At 42.9% G+C, this 12,118-nt stretch carries 16 protein-coding genes and 1 tRNA gene; 10 read left to right on the top strand and 7 right to left on the bottom strand.

What is annotated here, in order from left to right:
* Positions 1–76 precede the first annotated feature (76 nt).
* Positions 77–772, top strand: a complete 696-nt coding sequence (locus tag EPL05_RS12885; RefSeq protein ID WP_128534381.1) for an NUDIX hydrolase — start codon at positions 77–79, stop codon at positions 770–772.
* A gap of 341 nt (positions 773–1,113) precedes the next feature.
* Here EPL05_RS12885 and EPL05_RS12880 read toward each other — a convergent pair whose 3' ends face one another.
* Complete coding sequence (locus tag EPL05_RS12880; RefSeq protein ID WP_128534380.1) at positions 1,114–1,974, bottom strand: N-acetylglucosamine kinase; 861 nt, start codon at positions 1,972–1,974, stop codon at positions 1,114–1,116.
* Positions 1,975–2,399: 425 nt separating this feature from the next.
* Here EPL05_RS12880 and EPL05_RS12875 point away from each other — a divergent pair, with 425 nt between their 5' ends.
* Positions 2,400–3,128, top strand: coding sequence for a hypothetical protein (locus tag EPL05_RS12875; protein ID WP_128534379.1), 729 nt, complete (start codon positions 2,400–2,402; stop codon positions 3,126–3,128).
* Here the strand turns inward: EPL05_RS12875 and EPL05_RS12870 are convergent, their stop codons facing one another.
* Complete coding sequence (locus EPL05_RS12870) at positions 3,129–3,362, bottom strand: hypothetical protein (protein WP_128534378.1); 234 nt, start codon at positions 3,360–3,362, stop codon at positions 3,129–3,131.
* A gap of 146 nt (positions 3,363–3,508) precedes the next feature.
* Here EPL05_RS12870 and EPL05_RS12865 point away from each other — a divergent pair.
* Positions 3,509–3,582, top strand: a tRNA-Arg gene (locus tag EPL05_RS12865).
* 170 nt (positions 3,583–3,752) lie between these two features.
* Here the strand turns inward: EPL05_RS12865 and EPL05_RS12860 are convergent.
* The gene (locus EPL05_RS12860; protein WP_128534377.1) at positions 3,753–4,010 is read right to left on the bottom strand and encodes an immunity protein Imm33 domain-containing protein; all 258 of its coding nucleotides are present in this window, start codon (positions 4,008–4,010) and stop codon (positions 3,753–3,755) included.
* Positions 4,011–4,201: 191 nt separating this feature from the next.
* Between EPL05_RS12860 and EPL05_RS12855 the strand changes: the two genes are divergently transcribed.
* From EPL05_RS12855 to EPL05_RS12835, 5 genes are all read left to right on the top strand, one after another.
* On the top strand, positions 4,202–4,450 hold the full coding sequence (locus EPL05_RS12855; RefSeq protein ID WP_128534376.1) for a type B 50S ribosomal protein L31: 249 nt from the start codon (positions 4,202–4,204) through the stop codon (positions 4,448–4,450).
* A 66-nt stretch (positions 4,451–4,516) separates the two neighbouring features.
* Positions 4,517–5,692 (top strand): putative sugar nucleotidyl transferase, encoded by a 1,176-nt coding sequence (locus EPL05_RS12850; protein WP_128534375.1) that lies wholly within the window; start codon positions 4,517–4,519, stop codon positions 5,690–5,692.
* Between the two features lie 104 nt (positions 5,693–5,796).
* Positions 5,797–6,561 carry a triose-phosphate isomerase gene (gene tpiA, locus EPL05_RS12845; protein WP_128534374.1) on the top strand — a complete coding sequence of 255 codons (765 nt, stop codon included), beginning with the start codon at positions 5,797–5,799 and terminating at the stop codon, positions 6,559–6,561.
* Between the two features lie 88 nt (positions 6,562–6,649).
* The gene (gene prmA, locus EPL05_RS12840; RefSeq protein WP_128534373.1) at positions 6,650–7,486 is read left to right on the top strand and encodes a 50S ribosomal protein L11 methyltransferase; all 837 of its coding nucleotides are present in this window, start codon (positions 6,650–6,652) and stop codon (positions 7,484–7,486) included.
* The gene (locus tag EPL05_RS12835) at positions 7,486–7,836 is read left to right on the top strand and encodes a hypothetical protein (protein WP_128534372.1); all 351 of its coding nucleotides are present in this window, start codon (positions 7,486–7,488) and stop codon (positions 7,834–7,836) included. Before prmA ends, EPL05_RS12835 begins: the two co-directional genes overlap by 1 nt.
* Here the strand turns inward: EPL05_RS12835 and EPL05_RS12830 are convergent.
* Both EPL05_RS12830 and EPL05_RS12825 read right to left on the bottom strand, forming a co-directional pair.
* Positions 7,820–8,458 carry an NAD(P)-dependent oxidoreductase gene (locus EPL05_RS12830; protein ID WP_128534371.1) on the bottom strand — a complete coding sequence of 213 codons (639 nt, stop codon included), beginning with the start codon at positions 8,456–8,458 and terminating at the stop codon, positions 7,820–7,822. The genes EPL05_RS12835 and EPL05_RS12830 overlap by 17 nt on opposite strands.
* Positions 8,459–8,510: 52 nt before the next feature.
* Positions 8,511–8,915 (bottom strand): Rrf2 family transcriptional regulator, encoded by a 405-nt coding sequence (locus tag EPL05_RS12825; protein WP_128534370.1) that lies wholly within the window; start codon positions 8,913–8,915, stop codon positions 8,511–8,513.
* A gap of 182 nt (positions 8,916–9,097) precedes the next feature.
* On the opposite strand from EPL05_RS12825, the gene EPL05_RS12820 reads away from it, so the two are divergent.
* Entirely contained in the window at positions 9,098–9,952 is an 855-nt protein-coding gene (locus tag EPL05_RS12820) for a universal stress protein (RefSeq protein WP_128534369.1), read from the top strand.
* 366 nt (positions 9,953–10,318) lie between these two features.
* Positions 10,319–10,660 carry a helix-turn-helix domain-containing protein gene (locus EPL05_RS12815; protein ID WP_128534368.1) on the top strand — a complete coding sequence of 114 codons (342 nt, stop codon included), beginning with the start codon at positions 10,319–10,321 and terminating at the stop codon, positions 10,658–10,660.
* 18 nt (positions 10,661–10,678) lie between these two features.
* Here EPL05_RS12815 and EPL05_RS12810 read toward each other — a convergent pair whose 3' ends face one another.
* Together EPL05_RS12810 and EPL05_RS12805 are read right to left on the bottom strand one after the other, a co-directional pair.
* Positions 10,679–11,809 carry a GNAT family N-acetyltransferase gene (locus tag EPL05_RS12810; RefSeq protein WP_128534367.1) on the bottom strand — a complete coding sequence of 377 codons (1,131 nt, stop codon included), beginning with the start codon at positions 11,807–11,809 and terminating at the stop codon, positions 10,679–10,681.
* Positions 11,810–11,889: 80 nt separating this feature from the next.
* Entirely contained in the window at positions 11,890–12,078 is a 189-nt protein-coding gene (locus tag EPL05_RS12805; RefSeq protein ID WP_128534366.1) for a hypothetical protein, read from the bottom strand.
* Positions 12,079–12,118 lie beyond the last annotated feature (40 nt).

Genomic DNA, 12,118 nt, shown 5'->3' with positions numbered 1-12,118 from the left:
CATTAAATTTAATTTATTATTTTTGGAATGAATTTTAAGGTATATATTTAACCGATAAACCTAAATAGAACTACTTTTGGAAGTAAAGTTACCAACATTTGATTCAGTATTTTCTATTGACTGTGTGATTTTTGGATTTGAGGCTGGCGAATTAAAGATTCTACTCATTGAACGCAATGAGGAACCCTTTAAAGACTGGCTTGCATTACCGGGTTACATTGTTGAGCAAGATGAAAGTATTGATGATGCCGCAGAGCGTATTTTATACGAGCTTACCGGCCTTCGCGATCTGCACATGCAGCAGTTCCATACATTTGGCGAGGTGAAACGTCACCCGCAGGGGCGTGTTATAACCGTTGCCTACTATGCTTTGATCCGTATCAACGGGCAAAAAGAAGTAAAGCCGGTTACCCAATATGCCAAATCGGCTTTTTGGCACCCGGTGAACGATCTGCCAAAGCTCGCCTTCGATCACAGCGAAATTTTCAACACCGGCTTCAACAAGATCCGCCGCAGGCTAAATTACCAGCCTATAGCGTTTGAGTTATTGCCCGAGAAGTTTACGCTCACGCAGCTGCAATCGCTGTATGAGGCGGTGCTGAACAAAAAGCTGGATAAGCGCAACTTCCGCAAGAAAATGCTGAGCTACGGCTTTTTAAAAGAACTGGACGAGAAACAGAAAGGCGTATCGTACCGTGCCGCCAAACTCTACAAGTTCGACAGGAGGAAGTACGCCAAGATCTTCCAGAATGAGTTGAATTTGGTGCAGTAGGTTCAGATCAGTAAGGTCAGTGGAGAGAATCAAGAACCAAGAGACAAAACAAACAAAACATTGAACGCCTGGGATTTAATCCAGGCGTTCACTGTTAATAACTACTACGTCTTTGCGAAGCGTGGCAATCCTCGGCAGGCAAAGCCACGTAGCAGGGCGGATTTAATTAGCGGCTCTGCATGTCCGCTCCGCTTGCCGGGGATTGCTTCGTCGCTGCGCTTCCTCGCAAAGACGATGCGGTAATAGAAAAGGGTCGAAAGCATTTGCTTTCGACCCTTTTCTTATTTTATCTTGATTCTTGTGTCTTGGTTCTTGACTCTTGAGACTGTCGCCTCTTGATTCTAAAGACTGCTTGGTGCCAGTTCCAGGTGGTATTTCACCAGGTTATCTATAGGAGAGCGGATGATGTTGCCAACGGTCATGCCGTTTTCGGTACAAACTTCTTCCAATACATTGCGGAAGTTGTAGCCCACCGAACCGATGCAATTGAAAGTGTATTTCTGATAATCGGGGTAATGGGTAACCAGGTTTTTAAAAAAATCCTCGAAAGAGGTACGCACCAGGTTGCGTGAGTATTCGATGTTTACGTTATTATCGTAAACAAACTTGCTGAAGCTTGCACAGAAACGGTTTGCACGCGGTTGGGTGTAAACTATTTCGTTGATATCATCAGGTGTTAATTTAAATTCTTCCCAAAACGCTTTACGGACAGCCTCCGGCATGTAGCCTCGCAGGTAATCTACCAAAAGCTTTTTGCCGATGTAGCATCCGCTGCCTTCGTCGCCCAGGATGTAAGCGCCCGAATCGATATTGTTCACTACATCTTTACCATCATAAATGCAGGTATTGGTACCTGTGCCTAAAATAGCGGCGAAACCTTCGTTGTTACCCAGCAATGCGCGGGCTGCAGCAAGCAGATCATGACCAATGTTCACCTTCGATTTAGAGAAAACCACCTGCATGGCTTCTTCTACTATCTTACGCATCTCCGATGTAGAACAACCGGCACCGTAATAGTTAACCTCAGTGATATTATCCTTCTCCAGATCGGTAGGCAAACTCTCCTTTAGGGATTGTATGATATACTCTTTCGGAGCAAAATACGGGTTGTAACCTTCGGTGTTGAAATACACCTTTTTACCTTCTTCAGTAACCAGGCACCAATTTGTTTTGGTTGAGCCACCGTCAGCAATTATGATCATATAATAATGAGTTTTTAAAAAATTGGGTTAAAAGTATGATTAACTTATTGTAAAAAAAACACTTGGTACTTTTAATGGTATTTTTTGCAAATTATACAGCGTAAGTTGCTTTTTTATGCAAAAAATTAAACTTTTTAAGCTTTTTGCTAACACTTTTAGGGCTTAATATTAACCGTAACATTAACATATAAAACCCGCCTTTACCACGTTGTACCTCATGGTGTAACGAGTACAATTATATGTAATATTTTCACAATTATTAATTCAATATTACCAGCGGGTTAACAATAGCCTACTAAAACGGTGGTTTTTGTGCGGACATGTGTTTTTTTCGACCCTGAATATTTGCACGGATGTAAAATGCAGGCCGCGCATAAGGCAAAAAGCAGTGCAATAACTATATTAGCAGCCCGTAAACCTTAGTTATGCCTCAATATAAAAACAAGCCCGAAGATTTTAACCTTTTTAGTAAAAAGGTGCTTGCCAAATCTGTACCGCTAACCTTTGTCGCCATAATTGCCGGTTTGGCCATATCGTACTATTCGCAAGGTGGGGATGCCGGGGGATGGCAAGCGGTGCTGGTATATATGGTCATTATTATCCTATATGTTGTTTTTGCTGTCTGGCAGGGAAAGAAAAGAAGTAGAGCGATGTTTGGTAGCTATGAACTCACCATTGCCGACGATCATTTTTTGCGCAGACAAGCCGGACTGGCCGATAAAAAAATATTGTTTAGCGACGTAGATACCATTATTGAGACCAAAGAAGGTTACCTGGGTATTAATGGCCCGGGGAAAGGCAACAATATTTTTATAATGCCTTATGTAGAAAGGCGTGAAGAAATAAAAAATTTCCTGGAGACGGTGAAACCTGTCTCCTTGCAGCAGAAGAAAAGCTTACTGTTAAGGTTTGCACCATTATTAATGCTGGCAACAATTGGCGCGATGGCCGCCCTATACCTCAGTTATAATAAAATTGTAGTTGTCGTGAGTGGATCGCTTTTAACCACCTTAATGGCATGGAGTTTTTATACGATACGCACAAGCAACTTAATTGATAGCAGCATCAAGCGAAGATCCTGGTGGATGTTGCTGGTAATGCTTTCTATCCTGGGGATTATGTATTATAAAGTATTTGGCGGGCTACAACAATAATTACATCCGCAACCGTAGCGAAACTGACCGGCCCAACGCCTGCACCAGGTTAGGATCTAACGAGGTATCGCCTTCTTTGAGCGTCCAAACCATTTTGGCATCCTTCACCAACTCAACTTTTTCGCCGTTGAGCAAAAGTTCCAGTTCGGTGGTGTTTTGGCCTATCAGTTTGCTGTTAACAATCTGGTACACATAATCTTTGTCATCAAAAGTAATTCGCAGCGGTAAGCCCATGTTCACAGTCCTCGGGGGTAAAGATAAGTTTTATTACCTTTAAAGAAGTTTTATTAATGATATAGTTAATTCTATAAAGTAAAACTGTAAACGAACTATTGCCATTTTAAGTATAAATTTGCATCTTTGCACCGCAAAATAATGCAGGTCCTATAGCTCAGATGGATAGAGCAACAGATTTCTAATCTGTAGGTCATAGGTTCGAATCCTATTGGGATCACTGGTAAGCCTCTCTAAGTAATTTAGAGGGGCTTTTTCTTTTTACGTTATTGGATTTGTGGTCGGTTAATATTTTATTTGATATAATTAGCTTTATTCCGGCATGATCGCCACACCGGCATCGTTTATTGATTAATATTGAGATCAGTTTCTACTTCTTGCTAACGTCTATCAACCGGAACCCATTGTTTGTTTATTATTCATTTCAAAGGACGAGCTGATAGGGGCGAATAGATTTGCTTTTAAAGAATAGCCTATCTTAATTAATTGTTCAGCGGAAACAGTTTTTAAATTTAATGGATTATTTAGATGCGTTTCATCTTCAGAACCTGAGAAAACTATTGGATTTTCTCTGTACATCCATGCAGGTGCTTCGGTATTAATTAGAATCTTATTGCTCACTAAAATCGCACCCATAATTAAATCCATGAGCCTAAGATAACTAAATCTCAATTAGCAACGAAGTAAGAATCTATTAGATAATCGTAAGATTTACTGTTTTTTTATCCAAACCTAATCTATTCATACCTGTTAAAAACTTTTTAAGTTATGCTTTACAGTTTTAATAAATATTACTATATTTGCACCTCTTTTATAAGAAAGAAAAGTATACAATAGCAATGAAAAAAGATCTGCACCCATCAAACTATAGGTTAGTTGTTTTCAAGGATATGTCTAACGACTATTCTTTCATAACCAAATCATGCATCGATAGCCGCGAATCCGTAAAATGGGAAGATGGCAATGAATATCCGCTGATTAAATTAGAAATTTCACACACTTCACACCCGTTCTACACAGGTAAAATGAAGTTAGTTGATACTGCCGGACGTATAGACAAGTTCCGTAGCCGTTACAACAAAAAATAAGTGTTTTTTCAATAAAATATTTACGAGTCCCCCGTTTACCGGGGGACTTTTTTTATTTTTGGCCCCATGGCAATCATTCTCTTCGACGATAACGCCCGTAATACCCTTCTGCCTCTAACGTTCACCCGCCCGGTTGCCGATCTGCGCATAGGTATTCTTACCATTGCCGAAAAATGGGGCAAACACATGGCTCGGGAGTTCTCGTTTTACACCGAAGAATACCTGCAGGCAAAATTCCCGATGGTTATTGAGAGCGATAATTTTTTCATCAACGGTTCTGTTTGCCCGGATGAAAATCTGGTTGCTATCATCAGCGAATTGCAAACCGGTGAGGCTATCGTTTTAGATGATGTATTGATAGCTGTGCGGCTTAATATGGCCGATGCCAAAAGCTTTTCGCCCGATATTTACCTGTCCGGCGCGCTTAAGTACGATAGCAAAGTCACACGTATCCAATACCCCGAACATATTTTTAGAAACAACGATGACGAGCTCCGCAAGGATTTCGCGCTGCTGACCAATGGCCGCACAAGTGCCACCATCAGCAGCACTAATACCATCATCGGTGATGCGTTTTTTGCAGAAGAAGGCGCACAGGCCGAGTGCTGTACCTTCAGTGCCGTTAACGGGCCTATTTATCTGGCTAATGATACTGAGGTTTGGGAAGGTACCAACATCCGCGGTCCTTTTGCTTTGTGCGAGTATTCGCAGTTGAAAATGGGCACTAAGGTTTACGGTGCTACCACTATTGGCCCATATTGCCGCATTGGCGGTGAGGTGAACAACGCAGTGGTTTGGGGCTACTCCAACAAAGGGCACGAAGGGTATTTAGGCAACGCCGTAGTAGGCGAGTGGTGCAATTTAGGTGCCGATACCAATAATTCTAACCTAAAGAATAACTATTCGACAGTAAAATTGTGGGATTATACTACGAAGGGCTACCGTGATACCGGCTTGCAGTTTTGCGGCCTTATCATGGCAGATCATGCTAAAAGCGGCATTAACACCATGTTTAATACCGGCACGGTGGTAGGGGTAAACGCCAATGTTTTTGGCGGTGGCTATCCAAGCACACATATCCCCGATTTTGCCTGGGGAGGCAGCAGCGGGTTTGAAGAGTACGCCTACAACAAAGCAATGGAAACTACGGCCCGGGTATTTGCCCGCCGTGAGCACCGTACCTTTAACGAAGCGGAACAAAATATATTAAAAACCGTGTTTGAATTAACGAGGGATTTATAGGAAGTCCATAGTCATGGTCGATAGCGAAAAGAGTATAAAAAGTAAACAACAAAATAAAAATACTGTGGACCATTGACCATGGCCCATAGACTAAACTAAAAGCAATGAGAAAGAAAATTGTAGCCGGAAACTGGAAAATGAACCTTGATTACAGCGAGGGCTTAGCCTTGTTTTCTGAAGTAGTGAACATGGTTAACGACGAAGCAACAGGTAACCAGCAAGTGGTTGTTTGCAGTCCGTTTATACACCTGCACAGCCTTGCGGCATTAGCAAAAGGCTACAGCAATGTTGCCATTGGCGCACAAAACGCGCACCAGGCCGAATCTGGCGCTTACACCGGCGAAATTTCTGCCAAACAAGTAAAATCTACCGGTGCCGAATACGTTATTTTAGGTCACTCGGAGCGCCGCCAGTACTTTGGCGAAAACAACGAATTGCTTGCTACAAAAACTGATACCGCGCTTAAAAACGGCTTAAAGCCAATCTTTTGTATTGGCGAAACTTTACAGGAGCGTGAAGCCGAAAAACACTTCAATATCATTAAAAGCCAGTTAGTTGAGGGCGTTTTTCATTTAGATGCAGACGCGTTTGGTACATTGGTTTTGGCCTACGAACCTGTTTGGGCAATTGGTACCGGTGTTACCGCAACATCAGATCAGGCACAGGAGATCCACGCGTTTATCCGCAAGGAAATTGCTGCTAAATACAGCCAGGCCGTGGCCGATGCAACTACCATACTTTACGGTGGCAGCTGCAACCCAAAAAACGCGGCTGAACTGTTTGGCTGCGCAGATATCGATGGCGGCCTGATAGGCGGCGCTTCCCTAAAATCACGCGATTTTACGGATATTGTTAAGGCGTTTAACTAATTAGTTTTAGTATCAAGTAGCAAGTATCTGATATCAAGTATCCGGATAAGTCTTGCTACTTGATACTAAATACTTGATACTTCTCCCCATGAACTACTACGAAATCTTTTTCATTACGATTACTACCGAAGACTACCAGCAGGACCTGCTTATCGGGGCCTTGGGGGAGATAGGTTTTGATACTTTTGAAGAGGTAGAAACCGGCTTTAAAGCATACATCCCAGTGGATGATTTTAATCAGGAAACGCTTGATAATCACCTTGCTGAATATCGGGAAATGTTCGCCTTTAGTTATGAGATCACCCTTATTCAGCAGAAGAACTGGAACGAGGTTTGGGAGAGTAATTTTGAACCGATAGAGGTTAGCGGCCAGGTATTTGTAAGGGCCACTTTCCATGCCCCTAAGCCGGAATTTCCGTATGAGATTGTTATAGATCCTAAAATGGCCTTCGGTACCGGGCATCATCAAACAACAGCAATGATGATGGCTTTGATGCTGGAGAACGATTTTGCAGGTAAAAACGTGCTGGATATGGGCTGTGGTACTGGTATATTAGCCATCCTCGCTGCCAAATTAGGCGCTGCGGAGCTTACCGCTATCGACTATGATATCGTTTGTTATGAGAGTACTATCGAAAACTCGGCGCTTAATAATATTCAGAATATTAAGGCTATATGCGGTTCTAAAGATGCCATCCCAACGGAACAGTATGATACTATCCTCGCCAACATCAACCGTAATATCCTGCTCGACCAGATGGAAAGTTATGCCAGTGTGTTAAAACCCGGCGGCGAGATCTATTTCAGCGGTTTTTATGAAACTCCAGACCTGGAGATCATCACCAACGCGGCCCGGGAATACGGGCTAACGTACATCAACCACAAAAAAGATAAAGACTGGGTGGCGGCGAAATTTGTTTCATAATGTTAACAAATGAGAGTTTAACCTTTTATGAAAAGTTCGGCGGCGACTTGGATCATTTAATCCGGGTAGGGAATAAGGCTGAACAAGCATCTGTAACCGATGAAGAGTGGGGCTTTATAAAAAGCTTACTGCAAGATATTCTTTTAGTTAAGAAGAAGCTTGTATCGAAGGAATATGAAGAAAACCTCGTCGCTCAAATTAAGGCTAATTGCTCCGACGAAAGCGCTATCGAAAAATTATATGGAATAGCAGATAGGCAAAACAGGGCACGGGAAAATCCGCGCCCTGAAAATCGTGGGATTTGGAAATCAATTATTTCATTATTCCAAAGCATTAATAACCCAGGGTAAACCTGCTCTTCACAAACTGGTTGTTCTCCAACTCGTTGAATATTGCCACAGCTAAGTCTGCTACCGAAATATCATTTTTGCCGTGCTCATCAAACACCGGGTTTTCGGTACCCAAACGGAAGGTGCCGGTGCGCTCGCCGGGGTGCAGGTTAATGGCCGGGCTCAGGAAAGTCCAATCCAAATCTTCTTCTTTGCGCAGGGCAGTAAGGTAATCGCGGGCGGCAGAGGCACCGGCATAGTACTCTTTCGGGAACTGCGGAGAATCTACCAGTTGGTGCTCGCCTATGTATAGGCTGCCGGCACCGCCAACGGTTAAATAGCGTTTTACCCCTGCTTTTTTCGCGGCTGCCTGTATGCTGTTGCAACCCTTGGTAAAATCATCGTACAGGTTTGGGTTTGTCCACCCGGCGTTGAACGCGTTTATAACGGCATCGTGGCCGGATAGGGCGGCTGCCAGTGCATCTGCATCATATACATCTGCGGATATCGCGGTTACGCCTGCCGCCTTTTGCACTTTTGCCGTATTGCGAACGATAGCGGTTATCTCATACCCGCGGCATAAGCCTTCTGCTACTACCGCGCTGCCTACAAAGCCTGTCGCGCCTATTACTGCTACTTTCATAATTGTGTTTGTTTAATTGTAATTAAATATATTACAGTTTGTTTTAAATTTTTTAATTGAATTTGGCTACAAATGCCAATAAAGTTGTATTCCCCAGCCTTTGCATCAACGCCTTATCCACGTCTACGTACAGGGCTGTTATATGCTGATTGATCTGCTTGCCGATAGGGCAGGCCGGGTTGGGCTCATTTTTTGCCTGGCCCAAAACGGATTGGGGTTTTACTGTTTCGTAGATTTCTGCCAGGGTGATCTGCGCGGCAGACCGGGCGAGGGTATAACCGCCGTTTTTGCCTTCCTGGCTGCTTACCAGTTTATTTTTAATGAGATTGCTCAGCTCCTTACGCACCAAAGCCGAATTTACATTGATGCTACCAGCCATATACTCTGACGGCAGCAAACCCTCCGCGCTGCAGAGCAATGTCATGATATGTAAAGCTATGGGGAACCGTCCGTTCATTTTTTTATTTGTAATAATTTTTATTACAGTACAAGTGTAGCTATATTTTATAATAAATCAATACCTTTAAAGTACCCATTATAGAAATGAAACCAGGTTGACAATATCGGCCCAGTGTTAGCTAAATTTGTATTGTATTAACTTTTAGACTAAAATAGTCAGAAAGTATTAAAATTATCGATATGAAAACTTATCTTGTACCTATCGACTTCTCCGAAGCCGCCTTTAACGCCGCCCACTATGCCGCCCAGTTAAGCCACCAAACCGATGTGGAACGCATTATACTCATCAATGCCTATTACGTTTCTCCCTATGAGTCGCTTTTGCCCAACGCGGATATGATTATGCTGCGCGAGAGCGAAGTAGAAGAGGAGGCCGGCATCCGCATAGGCCAGCTGGAGACTTTAAAATATACACTGCAAAGCAGGGTGAGAGAGGGGGTAGTTATTCAAACCCGCTTGCATCACTCGCACTTGCTGCGTGCGGTTGTTGATGCCGTTGCGCAAAACAGTGTAGGCCTGGTTATTTTGGGCAGCATTGGTAACAGCACCGTACGCGAAAAAAATATAGGCATCGGCAGCCACGTAATAGCCATATCAAAAACCTGCCCGGTGCCGGTAATGGTAGTGCCGCCTGCCTATAAATACCAGCGGATTAACACGGCCCTGGTAGCCTGCGATTTTAAAAAGGTGAAAGGTAGCGTACCTGCAGAGGCCTTGCATAAGTTGTTGGATAAGAGAGATATTAAGCTTTTAGTGGTACACGCCGTAGCCAAGGGAAAGCAAGGTGTTGCTAATGCCGAAACCCTTGCCGAAGAAACTGCCCTGCACCAAATGCTTAAAGATCTTAAACCCGAATACCATTACATAAGCGACCCCGAAATTATTAAGGGCGTGCTTAATTTCGCGGTGGAAAAAGGCGCGCAGATAGTGATAGCATTGCCGCATACCTACAGCTTTTTACAATCTATATTGCATAATAGCATATCACAGCAACTGGCTGCCAGTTCGCCCGTGCCGGTGCTGTTGTTAAAGTAACGCGGTGTTGGTGAATCTTTAAAAGCTATAGCGCCTCGGTGCGCTATAAAATAAATTTGCTTGTAACAATAGTTTATTACCATCACTTGATTGACTGCATAGAATTGTATACATTTAGCTGTTTAAAGAATGTTTTATGAGCCGTTGTTCGCTATGATGTTTTTCATACATAAAGCACTAAGGGTGAATAAGATGTAGTACTTTCGGCCGCCGTGAAGCAGTCCTTCACAAATTAAACCTGTCAGGAAAATTAATTTGAGCGACTAAAAAAGTAATTATTATAAATAATAGTAGTAATTAGTTTATTGTTCAAATTAAATGTAACTTTATTAACTATTGCGAAACCCTTATCCTAATTAACCATATATGAAGACACTTGGAAAAAAAATCCGGTTGTTACGCCACCAAAAAGGCTGGAGCCAGGAAGAAGTAGCTAAGCGATTAGATATTTCGATCCCCGCCTTTTCGAAAATTGAAACCGGAATTACTGATATCAACCTATCCCGCCTGGAGCAGATCTCTGCTTTATTTGAGTTGTCGGTTGTGCAGTTACTTACTTATAACGAAACGGAGCACGATCAAAAGATCGCCAGTGAGTTAGAGAACGTCAATAAAAAACTAATGGACCGCGAAACCGAAGTTATCGACCTCCAGAAGAAAGTTATTGAACTTTTTGAAGAATTAAGGCACAAAAAAGTTACGGCATAAATTTTTACGGCCCGGAAGTTATTTTCCGGGCTTAAAAACACATCGCATCGTTAAATGCCTTTTGCCAAATGTAGCGCCCACCGCTGCGTGCATGGCTATCATTTTGTCGTTAAAATCGCCCACCCAGGATAATTCAAGTTCATCATACTGTTTAAGGGGTAAAACATACTCCTTTAGTTTGATAAATATAGCAGATTCTAACCCGTGGTTTTGGAATTTTTGCTTGGTACCCATTACTATAGCCCGCATACGCGATACCCCTCTCCAGCGCCGGTAAACAAACAGCAGCTTGCCTATTAAGTTTAATTTGCCGTTCAATGGTTTTATCAGCTGGTTGGCATCCGGCAGTATCACAATAAAGGATGCGGGCTCGTTATTGATGTAGGCGAACCATATTAGTCGTTCATCCATAATGGCCTTCATCTTTTCAAAACTCTCCAGGATGGTAGTGTGGTTTATGGGCACAAAATTCTCAAAATCCTGCCAGCCGTCGTTATATATCTCTAAAAAATCTGCCGCGTATTTCTCAATTTCTTTCGCCTTAAAATGTTCGAAACTGTAGCCCGGTTTTTTGATAACCCAGTTGGCTATTTTAGTGAACCGTTCTGAAAACGGCTTATGCACATCCAGGTGGTTGGTTATCTGCTCGTATTGGGTTTTAAAGCCGTAATCTTCAAAAAAAGCCTTATAGTAGGGCAGGTGGTAGTTCATACCATAGGATGGGGGGGTAAAGCCCTCTACCAGCAGGCCCCAAAAATTGTCGTTTTCGCCAAAGTTGATGGGGCCATCCATTGCCTGCATACCGTTTGCCTGCAGCCAGGTTTTTGCGGTATCAAAAAGTAAAAATGCAGCTACTTTATTGTTTATACATTCAAAAAAGCCCATACCACCGGTTGGCTGCTCGTAATTGTAAGCTTTTTTTTGGTTGATGAAAGCAGCTACGCGGCCTATGAGCCGGCCACTATCTTCCGTCAGGATCCAGCGGGTGGCCTTGCCATGGCTGTGGAAGTTGTTGCGGGCGGGGTCAAAAACGGCTTCAATATCATTATCGAGCGGGCATACCCAATTATCGTCGTTTTTATAAATAATACGCGCAACCTCCAGGAACGCGGTTTTGTCGGCTTTGCTTTCTATTTCGGTTATCTTCATCGGGTAGCAAAAATGCCCTTTACAAAAAAAGCATCCAGCGGGCTACTGAATGCTTTATAAAATATGGTTATGCGGCGGTATTAGTCGTCGTCTTCTTCGTCATAAGGGTCAAAAGAGTCAAATCTTCCCAGGTCATCGTCCAGTGGGGTATCGTCATCAAAATCATCATCGTCGTCTGCTACTTTTTTGCCTGGCGTTACGTCATCATCCAAGTCTTCATCATCGTCGTCGGCTATTTTCTTGGTAACAGGTTTTTTTGGAGTTGCCATTTTAATAAATGTTTATTTGTTAAAATTTTATCGGTTAACC

Origin of the sequence: Mucilaginibacter gilvus (genome assembly GCF_004054195.1) — a bacterium.
GTDB classification, from domain to species: Bacteria; Bacteroidota; Bacteroidia; order Sphingobacteriales; family Sphingobacteriaceae; genus Mucilaginibacter; species Mucilaginibacter gilvus.
The sequence above is the reverse complement of the archived record's forward strand: the minus strand, read 5'-3'. Positions and strand labels throughout refer to the sequence as shown.

Coding starts and splice junctions, on each gene's coding strand:
- EPL05_RS12880 (WP_128534380.1), bottom strand. CDS start 1,974: ATGATCATAATTGCTGACGGTGGCTCAACCAAAACAAATTGGTGCCTG.
- EPL05_RS12875 (WP_128534379.1), top strand. CDS start 2,400: ATGCCTCAATATAAAAACAAGCCCGAAGATTTTAACCTTTTTAGTAAA.
- EPL05_RS12870 (WP_128534378.1), bottom strand. CDS start 3,362: ATGGGCTTACCGCTGCGAATTACTTTTGATGACAAAGATTATGTGTAC.
- EPL05_RS12860 (WP_128534377.1), bottom strand. CDS start 4,010: ATGGATTTAATTATGGGTGCGATTTTAGTGAGCAATAAGATTCTAATT.
- EPL05_RS12855 (WP_128534376.1), top strand. CDS start 4,202: ATGAAAAAAGATCTGCACCCATCAAACTATAGGTTAGTTGTTTTCAAG.
- EPL05_RS12850 (WP_128534375.1), top strand. CDS start 4,517: ATGGCAATCATTCTCTTCGACGATAACGCCCGTAATACCCTTCTGCCT.
- tpiA (WP_128534374.1), top strand. CDS start 5,797: ATGAGAAAGAAAATTGTAGCCGGAAACTGGAAAATGAACCTTGATTAC.
- prmA (WP_128534373.1), top strand. CDS start 6,650: ATGAACTACTACGAAATCTTTTTCATTACGATTACTACCGAAGACTAC.
- EPL05_RS12835 (WP_128534372.1), top strand. CDS start 7,486: ATGTTAACAAATGAGAGTTTAACCTTTTATGAAAAGTTCGGCGGCGAC.
- EPL05_RS12830 (WP_128534371.1), bottom strand. CDS start 8,458: ATGAAAGTAGCAGTAATAGGCGCGACAGGCTTTGTAGGCAGCGCGGTA.
- EPL05_RS12825 (WP_128534370.1), bottom strand. CDS start 8,915: ATGAACGGACGGTTCCCCATAGCTTTACATATCATGACATTGCTCTGC.
- EPL05_RS12820 (WP_128534369.1), top strand. CDS start 9,098: ATGAAAACTTATCTTGTACCTATCGACTTCTCCGAAGCCGCCTTTAAC.
- EPL05_RS12815 (WP_128534368.1), top strand. CDS start 10,319: ATGAAGACACTTGGAAAAAAAATCCGGTTGTTACGCCACCAAAAAGGC.
- EPL05_RS12810 (WP_128534367.1), bottom strand. CDS start 11,809: ATGAAGATAACCGAAATAGAAAGCAAAGCCGACAAAACCGCGTTCCTG.
- EPL05_RS12805 (WP_128534366.1), bottom strand. CDS start 12,078: ATGGCAACTCCAAAAAAACCTGTTACCAAGAAAATAGCCGACGACGAT.